A 21,114-nucleotide genomic window follows, 5' to 3' on the forward strand; every position below is an offset into this window, starting at 1 on the left:
ACCACGTGGTGTTATATTAGTTGGTTAACATCATCATAGATAGTGAAAAATGTGATCTTTGTAGTTTATGCGTTGAATACTGTCCTACACATGTATTCTATATAAGAGCTAATAGAGTTTTTGCAGATAATAATAAATGTGTTGAATGCTATGCTTGTATACCGTTATGTCCTAGAAATGCTATAACAATTAAGAATTCTGATCCGTAGAGATTATAAATAATAAGGCTTTAATTCTCCGCCACAATACGGACATCTATAATGCAGTCTCTTAGCATCTGCTGCACAGAAGAATGCTTCTCTCCCATTAGCTAAGCATTTCGGACAATAATATGCATCGCCTGTATCAACTGCTTTAAACAAATCAATGTCTTTATGACAAATAGAACACTTAACAGTAGTCCATCCCTTATGACCGCTCTTATTAACACCCTTAAGCAAACCTATAGTCATACCTATACACCGCCATAACCCAGCTATTGCTAGGGAAAATAAATAATCAATGACCTAATAAATGTTTATCTTAGAGGTGTTATAGAATATTGTTGAAGATATTGGCAACAGCCGATATACATAGTCCGCGATTTCTCGATTTATTCATTAAGTCGTTAAATAAGGTAAAAATAAGACCTGACTTAATAATATTGGCTGGCGACCTTGTTGATAAAAACAATATTTATGCTCTAAAACATGTATATGAAATATTAATTAACAAATATGAGGAGATACCGATCATTAGTGTTTTCGGTAATGAAGAATACCGTGGATTCGAGAATAAATATCGAGAAATGTATCCTGTTTTCAAATGGTTGGACGATGAATACATTATTTTAGAGATGAAAGAGTTGAAGATAGGAATAATTGGGACTAGAGGAGCACTTGACAAGCCTACTCCATGGCAATCACGACACATGCCTTGGCTGTACAATTATTATCGAGAACTACCATTAAAGATCTCGGCGATGATAGATGAAGCTAGAAGTAAAGGAGCCAAATACATATTCCTAGTATCACACTATGGGGTAACATATAAGAACCTCGAAGGCGAGCCCAGAAATATTTGGCCTTACCTAGCAAGTTCTAGAATGGAGAAGATTATAAAAGATAAGAAAATAGATCTTGTTATTCATGGACATACACACAATGGTGTTAGGGATAAAATAAATATAGACGGTGTAGAAGTTTATAATGTATCATTACCTGCTCGTAGAGAAGTTGTACTTATAGATTTTACCCCGAAGAGTAAAGTGTTTGGTCTCGAGAAATGGCTATATAGTGGAGGGTGAGTATTCGTTGGGTATACCTGTTCATCAAACTGCTCCACGTAAATTCCCAGCAGTTACTCTATTTATAATCCTGATCAATATTGTTGTGTTCATATTAATGTATATTGAGCCACAACTCCTAGTACCTGGGGCAACAAATGCCTATGAGGTTCAAAGACAGCTAGCAATGATACCGATCGCTATTGTTAGGGGCGAGCGGTTGTGGACTATTTTCACGGCAATGTTCACTCATGCAGATATTTATCATTTACTGGGTAACATGATCTTCTTATTCTTCTTCGGAGGACCCGTTGAAAGCGTTATGGGTCGTAAAAGATATTTGTTATTCTATTTTCTAGGCGGGATTATGGCTGATATTTTCCATATATTAAGCATCACAATCATACCTAGCCAATACTTGATTACTGGTAAAATAATTATTAATCCATGGGTAACCCCAACACTAGGTGCTTCAGGAGCTATTAGCGCGGTTATGGGTGCTTATCTAATCTATTATCCTAGATCACGTATAACAATGGTTTACCCAATATGGATAATACCGTTAATCTTCACGTTGCCTGCATGGGTATATATTCTAATATGGTTCTTCTACCAATTAGTAATGGGTCTGATCACACTGCTAGGATTTGCTTCATCAATAGCTTTCTGGGCACATATAGGAGGTTTTATATCTGGAATAGCATTTGCACCATTCTTCATGGAGCCAGCAATTAAAGAGCAGATAAGAATGTATAAGGCAATGCTAAGAGAATATATGGTGGAGGAGACACCGTATTATGAGGAAGAATTTTACTAGGTATTTTATGCTCTCAACCCCTCATAGACAGCTAAACCAGTAATTATACCTAGTAAACCAACGTATTCATCAAATGATATGCCATGTTTCCTCAGCTTAAGATCTAGTTCAAATAATTTCTTGCTTCCAGCACGACTAGTCATTAATCCCTCCTTAAAAGCTTGTTCAACATATGGTTTTGCCCATGATGGGAGCTTGGGCATGATTATTTCTAGGTATAATGCTATTATAGCATTATTGGAATCTCTAAATTTCCTATAGTATTCTAGGAGCTTCTTAACATATTCATATGTTTTACTCTCCCTCGTATCTAAGCTAATGAATGCATACCATTTACTACCTAGAACTCTGAAAACATCTCTAAAAGACAATCCCTCCCCAATACTTGCGATATGCGATATTCCAGCAGAGCTTAAATGATCATACATGTCTTCACGGTGAACCCCCCTTAAAGCATCTATAAAATACTTTATTTCCCTCCAAGAAGTTGTACTTATAAATAAATCTAGAGACTTAACTAGCTTACCATGATCTCTGATAATACTATCTATATCAGAATGACTTATAGCTAGAGAATATATTATTTGTGGAACTATAAAGGACGGATAAACATTATTGGGTAACCATCTATATGCTTCTCTAAGGCTTTTAGACAATAATCTACCTAAACCCAGACTGGTTGCTGCCAAGTCTCCTCTACGAATCTTCTCTCCATACTCTATTGCATCAATAATATAGTTTATTACTGCAATTGTGTTTGAAACATAGTATTCAATTCTCTTATCCACCCTTAGCCGATGAATTGTCCCAGGCTTTATTGTCGCATAAACTGATAAATGAACTCCTTCAATCATTGATTTAAGTATGGTTGGATCCAATCCTTAAACACCATTATTTATAGTTCAGAGTAAAATAATATACATAAAGAATTATAAACAAATACTATATAATGGAAGATCGCGTTGAAACTCTTAAATGTATTCACAAAAATAACACTATATATTATCTCTGGAATAGTAGTGTTTTTATCTCTATCAACAGCTACAAATACCTACTACGCTGTTCTAGAAGCAACAATAATTATTGCTGTAATAATAATTGGTGATCTAAAGGGAAACTTTATCAGAATAAGTAAAAGTATTGGTTTAAGCATAACAGGCTTCATTATACCATTTATTTTCAGCATAGAATTAATTCTTAGACTATTCACTGTTTTCTATAGTGTTGTATGGGATTTTTTCATAGGATTAATTATCTGTATTATCATAAATTATCTGAACTCTATTACCTATAAGAAGCTAGGAGTATTATTGCTTGATTTATTAATACCTTTATTTACGATATCAGCAGTTTCAGTTATAATAATTACTAAAAATAATCTCGACCCATTAATTGTTATTCCCTTCTCCATAGTTCTTGGTTCTTTTTCATCAATTATAGGATTAGATCTGCTTAACATTAGGAGAGAGCCTGGGAAAATATATGTTTTTGGAGGAAACAATGTTTTGGATGCTATATTTTTAGAAGCCTTCTTATCTCCAAGCCTCTCCTATGCAATCCTAGTATTAAGCACTACGTAACCGGTTTATTGAGAGGGATTATTCAGTGTGAGAGCTCGTCATCACTGCCTTAACCGGCTCTGATGGTTTGCTAATCATCATCTCTTAATAATATCTATTAAGTGCTTAATAATATGGATAGCAGGATCTACTCCTGTAGCGGCTTTTAATCCTCTCCACTGTGGAAACGCGTTTACCTCGATAATATAGTATTTATCATTTACTGTATCATATACTACGTCTATGCCGGCATAATCTAGTCCTAGAGTTTTAGAAGCTTTTAATCCTAAATCAAAAACCTCAGGATAATCCTTTTCAGAAATCTTCTCGCCTCTAGCACCTTGGAAAATATTTGTTTTCCAAGATACTCCATGTCTCTTCATAGCACCGACTACTTGGTTTCCCACAATAAATACTCTGAAATCATATCCTGGCTTCTCAATATAGACTTGATAATAACTTGGAAGATTTAAGTTAAACATTGTTCTCGTGATATGGAATGCTATATCAGGATCTAGGATAAGCGATGAACCTAACCCCAAGCTTCCCATTAACGGTTTAAATACTGCTTTACCATGTTTTTCCACGAACCTCTTAGCTGTAAAGGGGTTTTCTGTAATGATTGTTTCTGGAACGGGTAAACCATGTTTTGATAATTCAACTAGGCTTCTCCACTTATCTCTAGCAATCATTATTGCTTCAGGCTTATTAATTAATGGAATAAGTTGATTTAGTGCTTCTAATAAACCAATCCTGTGCATAAATGTTTCCAGTGTAAGTCTTAACCCTATTCCCCGAATAACTCCTCCATCCCCCTCTATGATTTCATCATGGTGTTTCACAGTGATTTCTCCACTAGATGTTATTTCTGCATCTAAGTTATTGATTCGTAAATATATTGGTGTATGGCCCAGCTTAATAGTTGCATTTTCTAGTTCTTTAACGCTCCATGGAGGCATTGCTCTATAGTGGAGTAGGAGAATCTTCATATCCATTACCAAGCTATGAACTCATATCTTATATATTCTATTAACAAAGTATAGAATCAATAATATGCTTATAGTCATTGTTAAAGCATATATTGAAGCCCCTATATTATTGTAGCCGCCAAATATGATGCCAGTTATTAATCCCAGTATTAACGCAAGTGATGTAAATACTGTCAATGCTAATACTTCCTTAGCACTTCTGTGATTATGGGAATAATAAGCTAGATAACCAAGTATTATAACAGATGTTATTGTTCCATATATTAATACATCCCTGTTGAAAACAGCTGTAACATAAGCAATATCAATGTATAATATGAATAATAAGAGGCTAAGCATTTTTCTTGAATACAGTATTTTCTCGAACACCGTGGGGATCACCATATTATTAAGTCTTACTCCTACTATGAACAAGGTAATATGCTAGAACAGCATAATATATCTGAGCCTCCAATGGATCAGTATTTATTGGTAAATGTATAGTTTTAGTATTCATCATGTTTAATTTAAACAATATTTCGCGAGCATAGTATTCTTCAACACTAGTTGTCAACAATAATACATTAGCAGGCCCAACAATTTGCTCCGGCGCTTCATAATGTGTTTTAACACCTATTCTCCTCAAAGCCTCGACGAAAAATAGTGAGGAAGGCTCTAATATTTTAGAGGAAGAAACTATTACTTCTTTCAGCATAGAAATCTTCTCTAACTGATCCATATATTTCTCGAGCAACTCATTAATTACTATTGTGAATCCTTCTAGGGAGTGCTTATATAGTCTACTCCCCCTCCTACCTAACTTATCCTTATAATGTTTAGATGCAGCATGATAAGCAGCCATAGACATTAATAGAGAAGCTTCCAGCTCATCGTTAAGCTCTATATAGATTGGGTCATATTTAGATAACATATCAATAAGTCTTAGATCGGCTGGTTTGGGTGTGATGAAAAACACTTTATTACCTGTTAAACTAGATGATTGCAACAATGTTATTGTTGCTCCAGAAAACGGGTTTGTCGCTAAAAACAATGCTTTTCCCGGTTCTCTATAAGCGACTATATAGTATGAAACAGTGTTTGCATCCCCGAATACAACCCTGCTCTCAGGCTCCATTGTCACTATAAACCAGTATAGAATAGATGCAGGTAGATATCCCTGCCTATTATAAGTTATAATCACGTATTCTTTGTTAAGGTTTAGAAAATCAATTATCTTCTCAGCTAATATGCGGGATTTATGCTCTAATCTCTCAATGTGTTTCACATATTTATTTATACTAGCGCTGTCTCTAAGCTTTTGCAACAACTACACTTATCCTCCAATGGTTTCTCCGGTATTTTCTCTATTATTCTAGGCAATAACTTCTTTGCTTTAACAGTATTTTCATTCATTACTCTTATTACCTCCTCTGCAGTAACAGGTTTTTCAGCCCATACATCATAGTCTGTGATCATAGCTACTGTTGCATAACAGATCTGTGCTTCACATGCAAGATTTATTTCGGGGACTAGAGTCATACCTATAATATCTGCTTTAAATACTTCTTTCCAAACCCTGCTCTCAGCTCTTGTCGAGAACCTTGGCCCCTCAATACATATATATGTTCCCTTATTATGAAGCGTTAATCCATTGATTTCTTTCGCAGCATCTATAATTATTTCTCTTAAATGATCGCAGAATGGATCAGCCATGCTTACATGCGCTACTACTCCTCCCTCAAAGAATGTCATAGGTCTTATTCCTTTAGTCATATCTATGAATTGATCGGGGACTACGAAGTCTCCTGGCTTATAATCTTCTCGTAGACTCCCAACAGCTGAGAAGGCTATGATCCATTTTACACCAATGCTTTTAAGTGCCCAAATATTTGCTCTATAATTTACTCGGTGGGGAGGTATTTTATGTCCCCTACCATGTCTTGGCAGGAAAGCTATTGTCCTACCTTTCAGTTCTCCCACTACTACGTTATCGCTTGGCATACCATAGGGGGTGTATATTTTGTATTCACGGATATTTTGTAGACCCGGTATTTCATATAATCCACTGCCACCAATTACTCCTATCTCAGCTTTTACAGGAGGCTTCACGAGAACCATAAGTTTCACCATTACATAGTTAATAAGACATATTTATCGTTTGCTTCATCATACTTTATGAATTGTTTCTCGATAAGTATGTTTAATGCATCCTTATAGTATCTATCACCAACATCTATACCATACCATTCCTTAAACCCATCAATAATTTCTTTATAGCTCCACTCCCTCTTCCCAGTCTCCTTATATGTTTCAGTCATCATTCTCTTAATGAACTGATATGTATCTTCAAGCCTTGTCCATGGATACTGGAACCATGTCCAATCCTTAACCTCAATATAGTAGTAGTCAGGCTTAAACTTGGCTACCGGACTAATCCATTGTAGCGCGGCTGTTTTAAGTTCTTTCGGCTTCCAATTCTCAGCGACGAAGTCTCTTGCAAGCTTTAAGGTGTCCCCAGTATCAACTATATCATCAACCACTAGGACACGGTAATTGTGTAAGTCGACTGTGTATGGAAACTTTATAATAGCTTTCTCCTCAGCTTTAGCAGCTTCTGTCCAGTGTTGGCTCTGAATACTTAATAAGTTCTCTACATCTAAAAAATCACATAACAATCTAGCAGGCACATAGCCTCCGCGTGCAAGAGCAACTATTACATCAGGTTTATAACCATCATTCTTAATTATTTTGGCTAGATTCCATGCCCAATCAACTATTTCATCCCAAGAAACAAGTTTAACCTTGATCCTAGCCATATTTTTCACCGAATAATTAATCGTTTAATATAAAATAAAGATTTGACGCTACTTCTTCTCTGCAAAAACAAGTTTTCCAGGTACAACAAATACTCTACCCCTCATATGTAGTAGTATTCTTGCTTTTCGCAGGTTCCATCCATATTTCTCGTATAGATCACTTCTAACATGGATAGCTTTCGGTTCACACATGAATAGATCGCATTCTCCAGCTCTAAAAGTGTTTGAAACAACACATTCTATGTATCCATAACTACCCTGAATACCTGGAACACTTATGTATTTAGAGGGGGCAGGCTTTAAGCCCAGCATCTCCCATTTATTAATTTTCCTGCCAGAAACTGTTCCAGCCTTATAAACTATGTTGACATGTTCCTCGCCAACAATATTAATTGTGAACTCTTTAGTATCCAAAATGTTTTCATGTGTCTTATTGCCTCGTTCAATAGATAATATAATATAAGGCGGCTCTTCACTAACAGGCATAACCCATGAAGCAGCCATAACGTTTAAGACACCATCACGACTCCTAGAAACAATTAAATAAGCTGGTCTAGGATGCAATACACGGTAATCACTAGGATCAATATCAACATACATAAATAAACACCCACGAAATACTTATACTATGCTTCAACATAATTCATTATTACTTCACTATTATAATTTATAATATGAGTATTCACACTAATACAGTTCAACCAGAAAACTCTGTAGTATTGATTAATAATGAAGCTCCACCACTATATAATAAATGTCTTCATAGACTATATGTATGATGTTGATAATTATGAATTATGTGATAAACACTATAGTCTGATGGGATATAAAACACCCTTAGGCTTCTTCGAGAAGAAAAGGTAGCGTGAAAATATAGAGAAAATAATATTGCCTGATAATCCATGTGGAAAACTAGGTATAGACAGGGCTTCTATCTTCGCTCTAGACTCAAGGGTTTACCGAGATTAAAATAATAATATTAACTGGAAGAGTACTTGATGGAGAAGTATATATAGGTGACATACTTAAACTACCCGATGGAAGATTAGTGAAGATGAAATCTATTGAGAAGAATCACGAGAAAGCCGAGAAAGCAATTAGAGGAGAAACTATAGGCATCCTAGTAGAGGGTGTTAGCTGGAAACTCGATATGGAAGATCTAAGACAATACGAGACCCCTAGAGCTATAGAAGAGTTTAGAAAGAAATATATGAGGAGATAAAGAAAAACACAGACTACTCAAAAGGCTTAATAGAGAAAATTATGGTGGAGGAGGCTAAGAAAAGCGTGGGGAAGATAATAGATTCGAAAACTATATTAGCATACCCTAATATAATGATATGAACTCTAGGCTGTTGCTCTACATTATTTTCGGATACTATAATTGTTTTGGGCACTATTTATATGGGCCTCCCTCCTTAGCCACCTTATCTTTATTAGTGATTCATTGGGGCTTTATCAACGGGTACCACGGAGTTAGCCTTACGGTTAATTAAATATATTCTCCCACTCCTAATGGCTACTTTACCTTCAACGAAGCATTGAGACATTAATAAAGAAGCAGATAGCTAAATACTATAAAACATACTATAATTCACCTAACAGCTTTAGTACTTAAATAAGTGAATTACCTACTAAGGTTAGCGAGGAAAAGGCTATTTTATAATGAGCATTTAAGAGGTTTGGGGACAATTAGGAATTGTAGCAATCATGTAGTAGCAGTATAAGTAATCATAACTTGTGGATAATAGTGTTTAGAATAGGTTATGGCATGGTTGTTGCTTTATCTTAGATATAATTAAGTTTAAGCATTTAAACAGGTGCATATACATTTTCTAACGATTATGTGTTCTCTCAATTCTCTTTGTTCTAGTTCGTTTAAAAGATTTTCAAGCATGTTGGATGGGATGAGGTAAGTGCCTGGGGAGAGAATTATGCCATTATATTTTTGAATAAGTCCTCTAGATCTATATCTTCTACCCTTAATAGTCACAGTTGTTCCGCGGAGGATCTTGGATAATTTGTTCTTCAACCTCTTAGAAGCATTTGATGATATTTTTATAATAACATATGTTTCAAACAATTATGTATCGCCTTACACATTTATACTGTAAAAGATATAATTCATTTACTACTCTCCTGCTCCACAACTTCTTCAAGACATAGGTCCTCGCGGCACCTCACACTTGCATCTTCTACTATATTTGATAATGTTTTGGCTTGAGATATTAGTTTTTTAAGTGATTCCAACACACCCTTCCTTACCTCGAGAAGTATTTGTAGCTGTGTATTTAAGCTGGCGATATTATCGGTACCCCCCTCCCTGATCTTTCTCAATATCTTCTCTATAACTTCATCAGTATGTATGAGTGCAGTGGTTAAATGCTTTAATGTACACCAGATACTCTCCCAAGAAGTCCTAAACTCTTCTCCACCCTTCTCCCTAGCCTCCAGCCTCTCTATCTCAAACATTACTTGTCCAGCTTTCTTTCGAAGCTCACGTATCTCATCAACAAGGTTACCGAATACAGGGTAGCCTATGTATGCATCAGCCTCGATTAAATGCTGTTCCGAATGGTTTAAATGCCCAACTAAGTAGATGAACTCCTGGATTAAAGCCTCCTCCCAAACAGGACTCTCAGTTATACGCTTCGACTGCCCCACCTTCCTCTCTTCATATGATGTAAGAGCCATACTATCCCCCCTTTATGCATCTAGAAGCATAAAATAGATTATAAACTTAACTATCGATCACATAATAGAAACATCTCTACATAATACCATACGTAGAAACAATGAGTTATAGAAAATTTTTATATACATCGGAGTCCGAGGTAGTTAATGGGGACTGTTCATGAAGGATATACTCCTTACTACCACGGAGAACATTCCAGGATACAGAATTGTAAAAGTATTAGGCATTGTTTCAGCAAATACTGTTAGGGCAAGGCATATTGGAAAAGATTTTGTTGCTTCTCTAAGAAACATTGTAGGGGGAGAGATAAAAGAGTATGCTGAGCTACTCCAGCATTCTAGAAGATATGTTCTGGATAAGCTTAAGGAAGAGGCTAGAAAACTTGGTGCTAACGCTGTTGTTGGTCTAAGATTTAGCACGGCATCGATCATGCAGCGTGCCGCGGAAATACTTGCATATGGTACAGCTGTTGTTGTTGAGGAATCCTAGCTTATTAAGGGTGTATATTGTTAATGGTGTTATTGTATCCATTAACTATAATAATAGTTTCCATTATAATACTTCTAATACTATATAGGGTTACTAAGAGTTTTTCTATTGAAGCATTTCTCATAGGGATCGGGCTCTTAATCTTGACCCTAATAATCCAGCCACCGATCCAGCAACTTCCCATATTGCTTCTACGAATTAATCCTGAAGCATCAATATATACTCTTATACTAGTCTTATTCTATGCCGCATTAGTATCTGGTTTTCTACAGGAGTTATTGAAGCTTATAGGGGTTAGGGGGAAGAATATAGTTTATGCTTTATGGCTTGGTGCAGGGTTTGGTTTCGGAGAAGCATCACTTGTTGTATTAAACCAATTTATGAATATGTTAGCAGGTGTAAATATTCCGTTATTTCTAGGTTTAGTCAGCTGTTATGAGAGATTTATTGTTTTATTATACCATGTTTTCTCTGCTACACTACTGTTGCAATACTATATTAGAGGGAGAGTATTGTTTATATACATAGTTATAGCTTTAACACATTCATTAATGAATTATCAAGCTGTTTTATTAATTAAACTATATGGTTTATCCTTACCTGTATTATTAATTGTTTACTCAGTTATATCTGTAGTAGTGCTATTTCTCTACACAATTTATCGGCAGGGGATGAAAAGACTTGGTTGAGAGCAAATATGTATTATACGGCTTAGTATCCGGAACCGTTTCCGGACTAGTTGCTGGAATATTAACGTATCTAACATTACCATCTGTGGATGATGTGCTTGAACAAGTTAGATCCAGGATAAACATTACTAGTCTGTCGGAGGATATATTGAGAAATTATATTAGCCTCGGCCTCTTATTAGCACCATTCATAATATTCTTTATAGCCCTAATACTTGGAGCATTATTTGGTGCACTCTACGATTTCCTAGACCGAAAAATCCCAGAATCACCTATTATAGCGGCATTACTGACCGGCACCATATATGCTGGAATACTTGTACTACCAAACATTGTTTTAGAGAGCAGTCAACAAAATATTATTGTCAATTCAGGACTAACAATAACTTATACATTAGTCTTAATAACATTAACCATCTATAAGAATCCGAGGAAGCAAGGCTGAGTAGATAAGGTATATACAGGTTGAGAGATAAGAACATCGAGAAAATATTGAAAAGTCTAAGAACAGGATTTTATACAGTAATAATTCTAGGGCTCCTCAAAAAACATGGCCCTCTATACGGCTATAAGATAAAATCACTAATCAAGCAATTAAGCAACAATACACTAAATCCTAGCGAGAGCACAATATATGAGACATTGAAAAACATGGATAAAAACAAGTTGATAAAATCATATTGGACGGAATCAAACCTGGGCCCACCGAGAAAATACTATGAAATAACAGATAAAGGATTAAAAACACTTGAAACATTGAGAGTGGAACTAGAGAAAATAATTGAAACAATAAATTGTTTCAACAATAACTTTATCTTATATGGCTTCAAGAGAAGCTGGGCGAGAACTAAGCTTTAAAACTATGGGTTTAGGAGTTGTTGAGGAGAAGATTAAGAAGATTTTGCCGGTTAAGCCTTCTCCTCTAAGAATATTATTAGCTATTCTACCACCAATCATTTCAATAATGCTTACCCTCTACCTACTTCCCCATCTCCCAAACCGTATCCCAGTACACTACGATATTAACGGCGTACCCAATAGATGGGATACTCTAAACGATTTCCTCAAAATAACATTACCATTCATAGTTGGCATAGAGTGTTTACCCCTCATCTTTATGCTTATAGAATCCAAGGCCCCAATGATATTCTATGCTCCAAGACTTCCAAAGAAGAAACTCGTAAACCTACTATACGATATAGGAATCATGATGGCATGGTTGGTTATGCTAGCATATATTGATATATTATACTATGCAATTAACAATAAACATTTAATACCGATAACTATGTTTACAATACTGATCACAATAATAGTAGTAGTAATAATACTGGAAATAACGCGATTATCGATTAAATGGAGAAAATACATCAGAGAATACTAAGAAGAATATAATAATCCATAAGACCATTCGCTTATCCGGATACCATAGTTGTTTTGGGAATTATGAAAATTATGGTTGTTGTGCTCGCTTTATAAACACTCTATAGTATGAATGGTTTGAGAAACGGAGATAAAGGGCTCGAAACAAACAATAAAAATTGAAAGTTATAGATTTTGGTGTATAGATTATTGAATAAGTCTATTATCGATAATGTATCTTCAAAGCTTAAAATATTTGTGAGGAATAAATATAGTGATTATATCGTATATGTATACCTATTCGGATCTATTATTGAGGAGAGAGCTACTCGAGAAAGTGATATAGATATAGCCATACGCTTCTATGATCATGTATCTCGTGGGGAGAGATGGAGAATCATTAAGGAGCTTTTAAGCATGATTGACGAAGACATAGATATAGTTGATCTTGGCAGAGCCTCGCCGGTTCTACGTATGGTTGTTTATAGTCGTGGAAAACTAGTCTATTGCAGGGATCGATGGATCTTATTCCTAGATCAGAATAGAACTGTAAAGCAGTACAATGATTACCTATACATCGCTAAGCCTTATTACAAGAAGATGGTGGAGTATCTTGAGAAAAGAACTGTTAAGAAGATATAATAGGTTTAAGAAAGCTATTGATCTCTTAAGCAAATTATCGTTAATGAATGCGGAAAGTATTATTGAAGACTATGTTTTAATATCTAGTTTAGAGCGTAACATACAAGTTGCTGTAGAATTCATCATTGATTTATCAAATTATATATTGTCGGAGACCATAGGAGAAATCCAAGATACTTATAAAGAGCATAGTCAACCGCGTCAGTAAAATCTGCGGGATCGAAAATGAGCTTGTCAAGGAAATTAAGGGAATAGTTGGATTAAGAAATATAGTAGTACACCTATACGCCGATCTAGATTATGATATAGTATTGCAGGAGCTACCAAATATTATAAATAACTTATCTAAATATTCATTAAAACTCTTAGAATGCATTGATAAACTAGAAATAGATCCATAAAATAAGTATGGAATAACAATATAAAAACAATATTTTCACATATTATAGAAGTTGCATGTTGTCGAGGGATTACATAGCTATGCTTAATTTTGTGCTGAATACAATCCATAACTACCGAGTGATCCATGTGGTTCACTATTAATAAATACATCATACAATTATAAAACTACATAAGCATTTCCCATAATCAGCAAAACAACGCACAACTAAAAACAGTACCTTAACAACTACAACAACCCACTAAATCCCTGAGAACAGCACCAACAATACTTATATGGCAGGAGTCAGCACAGCAGGTTCTTGGTTCCACAATTTTTAAAGAGGTTTCACAGCCTCTTCATTCCTCTTAGAAGACGAGAACCGGGGGGTTTCGGTCACATAAAGTCCTTCTTCACATAGAAAAAGCCCCCTCTAAGTTCTCATTGATTATTTATAATTATGCAGATCATTGTACTAAGAATTGTTTTAACTCTGTGTAGGTATGTGAATGAATAAGTATTTTAGTATTTTTCGACTTAGGTCAATTAATTATTTATTAAATCTTATAAGCATATTAAATTATCTGGTAGAATGCAGGATCATAGTTATGGAGACCTAACCGATAATTTTTTATGTTTAGGTATCTAACTATTATTTGGTGATAGTTAGGTGTCGAAGACTCTGCCTTCTTGGATGCTTAATGACTATATAGTTCTTCGCTCCCGTTTTGGCGAGAAACCTTTCACTGTAGATGAAGCTTCTAAAGTTCTTGAACGCCCAGTGGATAGTGTAATGACTCTGCTTAGTAGTTTGAGAAAATATGGACTAGTGATCGTAGCGGTAGACCCGAGTAATCCTAGGAGGAAAATATATTCTCTCCGCTCAATACCTGTGACGAGGGGAGATCTAGAATCTATTCTGAAAAAGGCTGCCGACCTGATAAGGACGCGTGTGGATTATTCATTCATATTGGTGCTTTTATTCTATAAGAAGATAAGTGATCAGTGGAAGCTAGAGTTTCAAAGAACATATAAGGAGCTAGTAGAGCAAGGATATGCCTCGGAAGAAGCGAAGGAACTTGCTAGAGGTAAGTATTTTCACCAGTTCCAAATACCAGAGGAGTATTTATGGGATAATATTGTTAAGCATAAGGGGGAACTACACGAATACTTCTCTAAAGCATTGAAGAAGATAGGTGAGCTAAACGAGGAACTGCGCCCAATCTTTGACAACTTCGACTTCCATATTTTCGCATCGAACAGGGAGAACAGCGAAATACTTAGACAACTAGTAGAACTCTTCGATTCTGTACCCCTAATAGATACTTCGCCAGATATACTTGGGGATGCTTATGAATGGTTATTAATGATGTTTGCCCCGACAAAGGCTAAGGAAGGAGAAGTGTTCACGCCTAGAGAAGTGATTAGGCTACTAGTAGAGATTCTTGATCCCAAGCCAGGCTATAAAATACTTGACCCCGCAGCTGGTAGTGGGGGCATGCTGATAATAAGCTATAAATACATAGAGGAAAAACATGGGAGGGAAGAAGCCGATAAACTCTATCTCTTCGGGCAAGAAGCTAATGCCAAAACAGCTGCACTAGCAAAAATGAACATGTACATACACGGCATAGCTAATCAAAAAATAGAGGTAGGAGACTCCCTCCTATACCCAAAATTCGAACTAGGAGAATGGGACATAGTATTAGCCAACCCACCATGGAACCAGGACGGATACAATGAACAAGTATTGAAGAAGAACGAGAAATACCGGTTAATATACAAGTATGGATACACCCCCTCACAAACAGCTGATTGGGCATGGATACAGTTAATGCTAGCAGCAGCTAAGCCCCAGGGAAAAGTAGGAGTAGTAATAGATAACGGCGCACTATTCAGAGGAGGGAGGGAAAAGAGTATAAGAAGCAAGATAATAGAAGAAGACCTAGTAGAAACAGTAATACTTCTACCTGAAAAACTATTCTACAACACAGGAGCACCTGGAGCAATAATTATATTTAATAAAAACAAGCCGCAGGAGAGAAGAAACAAGATATTATTCATAAATGCAAGCAACGAATACGAAAAACACCCAAACATAAGAAGACTGAACAGGCTAAGCAAGCAAAACATTGAGAAAATAGCTAAAACATATTACGAATACAAGGAAATACCAGGATTCTCAAGAATAGTAGGACTAAGCGAAATAAGAGAAAACAACTACAACCTAAACGTAACCCTATACGTAACACCACCCATAGAAATAGAAGAAATAGACCTAGAAAAAGAACTACAAGAACTAATAGAAATAGAAAAACAAGCAAAGACGGCGAGAGACAAAGCAATACAGTACATACAACAAATAATACAAGCAAACAAACAAAGGTGAAAAATAAATGCCCCACAAAACACTAGACGAATACCTAAAACAACAAATAAAAACAACCACAAAACAAGAAACACAAAAAGAAATAGAATACAAAATAATAGGTTTCTACAAGGAGACAGACTTCAAAGAAACACCAATAGGAAAAATTCCAAGGGACTGGAACATTATGAGATTAGATGGTCTCGTTAAAGTCGAAACTGGAAAAAGAGCTAAGGGTGGTGGATTATATAAAGGAAACATAGCAAGCATAGGCGGTGAACACATAGATGATGAAGGAAATATTCGATGGAATAATATGAAATTTATTACAGAAGATTTTTATAATTCCTTGAGGCAAGGTAAGATAAATATAGGAGATATTCTACTAGTAAAAGATGGCGCGACTACTGGTAAAGTTGCAATAGTCAGAGAACTAAAATATAAAAAAGTAGCCGTAAATGAACATGTATTTGTAATAAGAAGCATAACAAAGAAACTGATAAACGAGTTTTTGTTTTATTTTCTCTACTCAAAGTTTGGCCAGATGCAAATTAAAACAAGATTTCATGGTATGATAGGCGGGATTACAAGAAATGACTTAAAATCAATTCTGATACCGCTTCCTCCCGTCTTAGAACAGCGGAGAATAGTTGAGGTTCTTTCTATTGTTGATGAGGCTATTCAGAAAACTGATGATGTTATAGCGAAGGTTGAGAGGTTGAAGAAAGCTCTTATGCAGGAGCTTTTAACTGGAAAAGTGAGGATTAAAGTTGAAGATGGAAAAGCTAGGTTTTACAAAGAAACGAATTTTAAGGATACCAAGATTGGAAAGATTCCAAAAGATTGGGAGGTTATTAGGTTAGTTGACCATGTTTATGTGCTTAAAGGTTACGCTTTTAGTTCAAAGTTCTTTAACGAAAAGGAACGTGGGATCCCTATAATAAGAATAAGAGATCTAGGTAAAAATAAGACTGAAGCATATTATTCTGGTTCATACGACCCAAAGTACATCGTGGAAAAAGGAGATTTGCTAATAAGTATGGACGGCGAGTTCAATATATTTCTTTGGAAAGGTCCAAAAGGACTCTTAAATCAAAGAGTGTGTAAAATTTGGACTAAAGATGCGACAAAATTAGACAACATGTATCTCTATTACGCACTTAAAAAACCACTTAAACTCATTGAAGCTCAGACAAGTCAAACAACAGTCAAACATCTTCTCGATAGAGACTTAGAGAGAATTAAAATTCCGCTTCCACCGCTCTCAGAACAACAAAAAATCGCTGAAATCCTATCAACAATTGATAAATGGATTAGTCTTGAGCATAGACGAAAGGAGAAATTGAAGGGTTTGAAGAAGGGTTTGATGAATTTGTTGTTGACTGGTAGGATTAGGGTAAGGGTTGAGCGTGTTTCTTAGAGGGGGTGGTTTTTTGGTGAGAGAGAGGGGTCTTGAAGACTTTATTGTTGATGAGCTTGTTAAGCGTGGTTGGAGATATATCGATTCTATGAGTCTTGGCAGAGAGGGGTTGGATAAGCCTCTCATCTATAGTGTTTTGAGGCGTAAGATTAGGGAGTTTAATCCTGGTGTTGGTGAAGAGGATGTTTCTGAGGCTGTTTCTCTTCTTGAGGGGCGTGGTTTTGGGGCTAGTGGTGCTCGTGAGGTTTTAGAGTATCTTAAGTTTGGTGTCCCGGTTAAGCTTGGTGGGTCGCGTGTTTCTGCTAGGCTTAAACTAATAGATTACAGTGATCTCGGTAGGAATGAGTTTGTTGTTTCTAGACAAGTTATTCATAGGGGTGTCCGGGAGATCAGGAACGATATTGTTCTATATGTTAATGGTATTCCCCTGGTCAGTATTGAGGTTAAGAATCCTACTGAGCCAGGTGTTTCTTGGCGTGATGCTTTTCTACAGATTAAACGTTATGAGCATAGTGTTCCCGAGCTGTATAAATATGTTCAGATCGGTGTTGCTATAGGGGCTAGGGCAAAGTACTTCCCCATTATACCATGGGCTGATCCCGGCAAGGTCCCTATTTATGAGTGGAGAGAGGAGGGCTTGGATTCTATAGGTTCGGTCATTGAAATGCTTCGGCCCCATAGGTTCCTGGATATTCTAAGGTTTTATACGTATTTTAGGATGGAAGAGGGTAGGGAGTCGAAGGTTATTGCTAGGTATATGCAGTATAGAGCTGCTAATAAGATTGTTGATCGTGTATTGAAGAGGCTTCGCGGCGAAGACAATATTGATCGGGGCCTTATCTGGCATTGGCAGGGTAGTGGTAAAACTTTGACAATGATTTTCGCCGCTATGAAACTCTACTGGTTGCTTGAAAACCCCATGATCTTCTTCGTTGTTGACAGGATAGAGCTTCAAAACCAGCTATACTATGAGAATCTCACTAAGCTTGATCTAGGTCCAGAAGTTAAGCCGAAGCTAATCGATAGTATCGATAGGCTCCGACAGGTTTTAAGCTATAATGATTATCGTGGTGAGCCGGGGGTGTTTGTGGTTACTGTGCAGAAGTTTCAGCCTAGTGAATTCGAGGAGCTCGAGAAATTTCTCAAAGCTATAGCTATGTCTAGGCCCGGCACTGTTATGGATAGAATGGATATTATCTTATTGGTTGATGAGGCTCATAGGACACAGTATGGTGTATTAGCTGAGCAAATGATGAGGCTTTTAAGGAAAGCTAATTATTTCGCATTCACAGGCACACCTGTTCCTAGAAGGAATCCTTTGAAGAACACTTTTGCAAAATTCAGCCCGCCGGGCGAGCTATATCTTGATAAATACTTCATACTAGACTCAATAAGAGACAAGTATACTGTGAAAATCGCTTATCAGCCAGGCCCCTTCGATTATAGTCTTAATAAAGAGTTGCTCGAGGAATTCCTGGAATCAGAGTTTGACGAGCTACCCGAGGAAGTTAGGAGGAGGGTTGAGAGACATGTTGGTAAGGAGCTTGATATACGGAAGTTTAAGGTTTTCCTAGAAAACCCTGAGAGAATAGATAGGATTGCTAAATATATAGCGGAGCATTTCAGAGAAAATGTTGACGGCAAGTTTAAAGCTATGGTTGTAGCATCTAGTAGGAGAGCCTGCGTACTATATAAGAGAGCATTAGACAAGTATTTGCCTCCTGAATACAGCGAGGTCGTGATGACGTTTCAAAGCAATGAAAATGATACACTAATAGAGGAGTATAAGAGTGAATTAACGAGTAGATACCATGTAATGAATCCTAGGGATGCTGTTCAAAAAATTATAGAGAATTTTAGGACAGAAGATAATCCAAGAATACTGATAGTTACAGACATGCTTTTAACAGGTTTCGACGCCCCTATACTTCAAACAATGTATCTCGATAAACCATTGAAGGGGCACAGACTCCTACAAGCTATAGCGAGAGTTAACAGACCCTATCGTGGAGTTAAAGAATATGGGCTTGTCATAGATTTTGTAGGCATTTTTAGAGAGTTGGAGAAAGCTTTTGCTATGTATGAGAGAGAAGATCTTAAGGGTGCAGTATTTGATGTTGAAGAAGTTTTAAGAGAGTTTAAGGAAACACTTCAGCACCTCCTACAACTCATTGGTCCAAAACCAGTTGTGGAGAGCGATGAGGAATTATTTAGATATGTGAGGATTAAGGCGGAGGAGCTAGCTAGGAATAGGAGTTTGGAGAAAGAATTCACTGGGAAATATCGTGTGCTCCGCAGATTATACGAACTCATCTCTGCAAAGCTTTCAAGAGACGATATTGAACAGTATAAGTGGTTTTCAAACATATATGTATTCTATGTAAAAAACTTTGTAGGCTCTACTCCAGAAGAGGAACTGGCCGAGAGATATTATAAGAAAACTATTGAAGCTATAAGTCATTCGCTCCAAGTTTTAGAGAAGGAAGCAGAGTTTTCCCCCATTAAAATAGACCGTGAATTCTTCGAGGAGTTTATACAGAATAAAAACATTGGGCTTGAAGATAAAGCATCAGCTTTAATCATGGGTATTCATAAGTTTAAACTGTATGCGCATAATGATCCCATCTATGTTTCGGTTGCTGATAAAATAGAGGATCTCATGAGAAAATGGAGGAGGAGGCTGAAGAACAGTCTCGAACTCTATGAGGAGGCTAAGAGGCTTTGGGAAAAAATATATGCTTTGAAAGAAGAACAAACAAAACTACGTTTTGGACGCAGAGAATACCTAGTTTACCGCACACTGGTTGATGCTGGTTTTAAGGAGAAGCATGCATTAGAGGTTACAAATAAGCTTATTGAGAAGTTGAAGGATAAGATCAGCTTGCATGGCTGGAGCAAGAATCCCAAGCTCGTTCGTGACGTGGAGAGAATAACTGCTTTGACAATACTGCGAGAAGCCCGCATAGCTGGTTTTACAATAGACCAGGCAAGGAAACTAATAGACCTATTGGTTAAGAGGCTTGAGAAAAGTGACATCGAACAATGAGAATATGTGGAGAATACAGATAAAATATTCTATGAACAAGAATCCCAAGCTCGAGGTTAAACCATGGGGAATACAGATTATACTCCCAGAAAACATGGATAGAAGAGAGGCATATAGTATTATAGAAAAACATAAGTCATGGATTAAGAAGAAAACGATGGAACTCCAGGAAGCATTAGAGCGTTCAAGAAATATTAAATTGGTAAAGAGAAGCAAAGCAGAGTTCAAGAACCTTGTCAAAAAGCTTTTAGATCAGGTGGCAAGAGATGAACTAGGAATAAATCCTTGTAAAGTCGTTATAAGGAAAATGAAAACTAGATGGGCTAGTTGTAGCCCGAAAGGTGTTATCACAGTAAATTCGCTTGCCAGATATCTTCCCGACAACTTGGTATTATATATAATATACCATGAAATCTGCCACATAATTGAGCCAAAACACAACAAAGATTTCTGGACATGTGTTCAAAAATATTATCCAAACTATAAAGAACTAGAAAAAGAACTGCTAGCATATGAAGTGAAGTTATTGGTGCAAATGTAAGATAAAAACGAAAAATGATAAAAATCTTAGTGATCAGTGGTAAACCGCTATAAAAGCTA

The 21,114-nt window shown here is 36.4% G+C and carries 27 protein-coding genes; 17 read left to right on the forward strand and 10 right to left on the reverse strand.

What is annotated here, in order from left to right; all coding sequences use genetic code 11:
* Positions 1-20: 20 nt before the first annotated feature.
* Positions 21-209: a 4Fe-4S binding protein gene (locus tag SMAR_RS03795; RefSeq protein WP_052833816.1), complete on the forward strand. Its 189-nt coding sequence runs from the start codon at positions 21-23 to the stop codon at positions 207-209.
* 3 nt (positions 210-212) lie between these two features.
* On the opposite strand, the gene SMAR_RS03800 is transcribed toward SMAR_RS03795, so the two are convergent.
* Positions 213-452, reverse strand: a complete 240-nt coding sequence (locus SMAR_RS03800; RefSeq protein ID WP_011839033.1) for a hypothetical protein — start codon at positions 450-452, stop codon at positions 213-215.
* Positions 453-541: 89 nt separating this feature from the next.
* On the opposite strand from SMAR_RS03800, the gene SMAR_RS03805 reads away from it, so the two are divergent.
* Both SMAR_RS03805 and SMAR_RS03810 read left to right on the forward strand, forming a co-directional pair.
* A complete protein-coding gene (locus tag SMAR_RS03805; RefSeq protein WP_011839034.1) occupies positions 542-1,285 on the forward strand; it encodes a metallophosphoesterase family protein in 744 nt (247 codons plus the stop codon).
* Between the two features lie 7 nt (positions 1,286-1,292).
* Complete coding sequence (locus SMAR_RS03810; protein WP_011839035.1) at positions 1,293-2,081, forward strand: rhomboid family intramembrane serine protease; 789 nt, start codon at positions 1,293-1,295, stop codon at positions 2,079-2,081.
* Positions 2,082-2,086: 5 nt separating this feature from the next.
* Here SMAR_RS03810 and SMAR_RS03815 read toward each other — a convergent pair whose 3' ends face one another.
* Positions 2,087-2,959, reverse strand: a complete 873-nt coding sequence (locus tag SMAR_RS03815) for a hypothetical protein (RefSeq protein ID WP_011839036.1) — start codon at positions 2,957-2,959, stop codon at positions 2,087-2,089.
* A gap of 84 nt (positions 2,960-3,043) precedes the next feature.
* On the opposite strand from SMAR_RS03815, the gene SMAR_RS03820 reads away from it, so the two are divergent.
* Positions 3,044-3,661, forward strand: a complete 618-nt coding sequence (locus tag SMAR_RS03820; RefSeq protein ID WP_011839037.1) for a DUF1614 domain-containing protein — start codon at positions 3,044-3,046, stop codon at positions 3,659-3,661.
* A gap of 77 nt (positions 3,662-3,738) precedes the next feature.
* Here SMAR_RS03820 and SMAR_RS03825 read toward each other — a convergent pair whose 3' ends face one another.
* From SMAR_RS03825 to SMAR_RS03850, 6 genes are read right to left on the reverse strand one after another with little or no spacing between them, the layout of a single operon-like run.
* Entirely contained in the window at positions 3,739-4,629 is an 891-nt protein-coding gene (locus tag SMAR_RS03825) for an ATP-grasp domain-containing protein (protein WP_052833817.1), read from the reverse strand.
* Between the two features lie 21 nt (positions 4,630-4,650).
* Positions 4,651-4,998, reverse strand: coding sequence for a hypothetical protein (locus tag SMAR_RS03830; protein WP_011839039.1), 348 nt, complete (start codon positions 4,996-4,998; stop codon positions 4,651-4,653).
* A 19-nt stretch (positions 4,999-5,017) separates the two neighbouring features.
* Complete coding sequence (locus SMAR_RS03835; protein ID WP_052833818.1) at positions 5,018-5,935, reverse strand: hypothetical protein; 918 nt, start codon at positions 5,933-5,935, stop codon at positions 5,018-5,020.
* Positions 5,902-6,726 carry an S-methyl-5'-thioadenosine phosphorylase gene (locus tag SMAR_RS03840; protein WP_011839041.1) on the reverse strand — a complete coding sequence of 275 codons (825 nt, stop codon included), beginning with the start codon at positions 6,724-6,726 and terminating at the stop codon, positions 5,902-5,904. Before SMAR_RS03840 ends, SMAR_RS03835 begins: the two co-directional genes overlap by 34 nt.
* An 11-nt stretch (positions 6,727-6,737) precedes the next feature.
* The gene (locus SMAR_RS03845; RefSeq protein ID WP_011839042.1) at positions 6,738-7,424 is read right to left on the reverse strand and encodes a phosphoribosyltransferase; all 687 of its coding nucleotides are present in this window, start codon (positions 7,422-7,424) and stop codon (positions 6,738-6,740) included.
* A 48-nt stretch (positions 7,425-7,472) separates the two neighbouring features.
* Positions 7,473-8,024, reverse strand: a complete 552-nt coding sequence (locus SMAR_RS03850; RefSeq protein ID WP_011839043.1) for a flavin reductase family protein — start codon at positions 8,022-8,024, stop codon at positions 7,473-7,475.
* A gap of 448 nt (positions 8,025-8,472) precedes the next feature.
* Here SMAR_RS03850 and SMAR_RS08550 point away from each other — a divergent pair, with 448 nt between their 5' ends.
* Positions 8,473-8,646, forward strand: coding sequence for a hypothetical protein (locus SMAR_RS08550; RefSeq protein ID WP_169696938.1), 174 nt, complete (start codon positions 8,473-8,475; stop codon positions 8,644-8,646).
* Positions 8,647-9,228: 582 nt separating this feature from the next.
* On the opposite strand, the gene SMAR_RS03855 is transcribed toward SMAR_RS08550, so the two are convergent.
* Together SMAR_RS03855 and SMAR_RS03860 are read right to left on the reverse strand one after the other, a co-directional pair.
* Positions 9,229-9,507 carry a hypothetical protein gene (locus tag SMAR_RS03855; protein ID WP_011839045.1) on the reverse strand — a complete coding sequence of 93 codons (279 nt, stop codon included), beginning with the start codon at positions 9,505-9,507 and terminating at the stop codon, positions 9,229-9,231.
* 41 nt (positions 9,508-9,548) lie between these two features.
* Positions 9,549-10,118 (reverse strand): hypothetical protein, encoded by a 570-nt coding sequence (locus SMAR_RS03860; RefSeq protein WP_011839046.1) that lies wholly within the window; start codon positions 10,116-10,118, stop codon positions 9,549-9,551.
* A 160-nt stretch (positions 10,119-10,278) separates the two neighbouring features.
* Between SMAR_RS03860 and SMAR_RS03865 the strand changes: the two genes are divergently transcribed.
* From SMAR_RS03865 to SMAR_RS03915, 12 genes are all read left to right on the forward strand, one after another.
* Positions 10,279-10,608 carry a YbjQ family protein gene (locus SMAR_RS03865; protein ID WP_011839047.1) on the forward strand — a complete coding sequence of 110 codons (330 nt, stop codon included), beginning with the start codon at positions 10,279-10,281 and terminating at the stop codon, positions 10,606-10,608.
* A 23-nt stretch (positions 10,609-10,631) separates the two neighbouring features.
* On the forward strand, positions 10,632-11,297 hold the full coding sequence (locus SMAR_RS03870) for a hypothetical protein (RefSeq protein ID WP_011839048.1): 666 nt from the start codon (positions 10,632-10,634) through the stop codon (positions 11,295-11,297).
* Positions 11,290-11,742, forward strand: coding sequence for a hypothetical protein (locus SMAR_RS03875; RefSeq protein WP_011839049.1), 453 nt, complete (start codon positions 11,290-11,292; stop codon positions 11,740-11,742). The genes SMAR_RS03870 and SMAR_RS03875 overlap by 8 nt, the downstream gene beginning before the upstream one ends.
* Positions 11,743-11,762: 20 nt before the next feature.
* The gene (locus tag SMAR_RS03880; protein WP_011839050.1) at positions 11,763-12,155 is read left to right on the forward strand and encodes a PadR family transcriptional regulator; all 393 of its coding nucleotides are present in this window, start codon (positions 11,763-11,765) and stop codon (positions 12,153-12,155) included.
* Positions 12,118-12,681 (forward strand): DUF1648 domain-containing protein, encoded by a 564-nt coding sequence (locus SMAR_RS03885; RefSeq protein WP_148676746.1) that lies wholly within the window; start codon positions 12,118-12,120, stop codon positions 12,679-12,681. The genes SMAR_RS03880 and SMAR_RS03885 overlap by 38 nt, the downstream gene beginning before the upstream one ends.
* Positions 12,682-12,869: 188 nt before the next feature.
* Positions 12,870-13,301: a type VII toxin-antitoxin system MntA family adenylyltransferase antitoxin gene (mntA, locus tag SMAR_RS03890; protein WP_011839052.1), complete on the forward strand. Its 432-nt coding sequence runs from the start codon at positions 12,870-12,872 to the stop codon at positions 13,299-13,301.
* Positions 13,273-13,509, forward strand: coding sequence for a HepT-like ribonuclease domain-containing protein (locus SMAR_RS03895; protein ID WP_052833819.1), 237 nt, complete (start codon positions 13,273-13,275; stop codon positions 13,507-13,509). The genes mntA and SMAR_RS03895 overlap by 29 nt, the downstream gene beginning before the upstream one ends.
* Before the next feature lie 10 nt (positions 13,510-13,519).
* Positions 13,520-13,702, forward strand: a complete 183-nt coding sequence (locus SMAR_RS08740) for a HepT-like ribonuclease domain-containing protein (RefSeq protein ID WP_425277388.1) — start codon at positions 13,520-13,522, stop codon at positions 13,700-13,702.
* A gap of 648 nt (positions 13,703-14,350) precedes the next feature.
* Complete coding sequence (locus tag SMAR_RS03900) at positions 14,351-16,069, forward strand: class I SAM-dependent DNA methyltransferase (protein ID WP_011839053.1); 1,719 nt, start codon at positions 14,351-14,353, stop codon at positions 16,067-16,069.
* A gap of 7 nt (positions 16,070-16,076) precedes the next feature.
* Complete coding sequence (locus tag SMAR_RS03905; RefSeq protein ID WP_011839054.1) at positions 16,077-17,468, forward strand: restriction endonuclease subunit S; 1,392 nt, start codon at positions 16,077-16,079, stop codon at positions 17,466-17,468.
* 16 nt (positions 17,469-17,484) lie between these two features.
* Positions 17,485-20,514: a type I restriction endonuclease subunit R gene (locus SMAR_RS03910; RefSeq protein ID WP_244372502.1), complete on the forward strand. Its 3,030-nt coding sequence runs from the start codon at positions 17,485-17,487 to the stop codon at positions 20,512-20,514.
* The gene (locus SMAR_RS03915; protein WP_011839056.1) at positions 20,498-21,055 is read left to right on the forward strand and encodes a M48 metallopeptidase family protein; all 558 of its coding nucleotides are present in this window, start codon (positions 20,498-20,500) and stop codon (positions 21,053-21,055) included. The genes SMAR_RS03910 and SMAR_RS03915 overlap by 17 nt, the downstream gene beginning before the upstream one ends.
* The last annotated feature ends 59 nt before the right edge of the window (positions 21,056-21,114 follow it).

This window comes from Staphylothermus marinus F1 (assembly GCF_000015945.1).
Taxonomy (GTDB): domain Archaea; phylum Thermoproteota; class Thermoprotei_A; order Sulfolobales; family Desulfurococcaceae; genus Staphylothermus; species Staphylothermus marinus.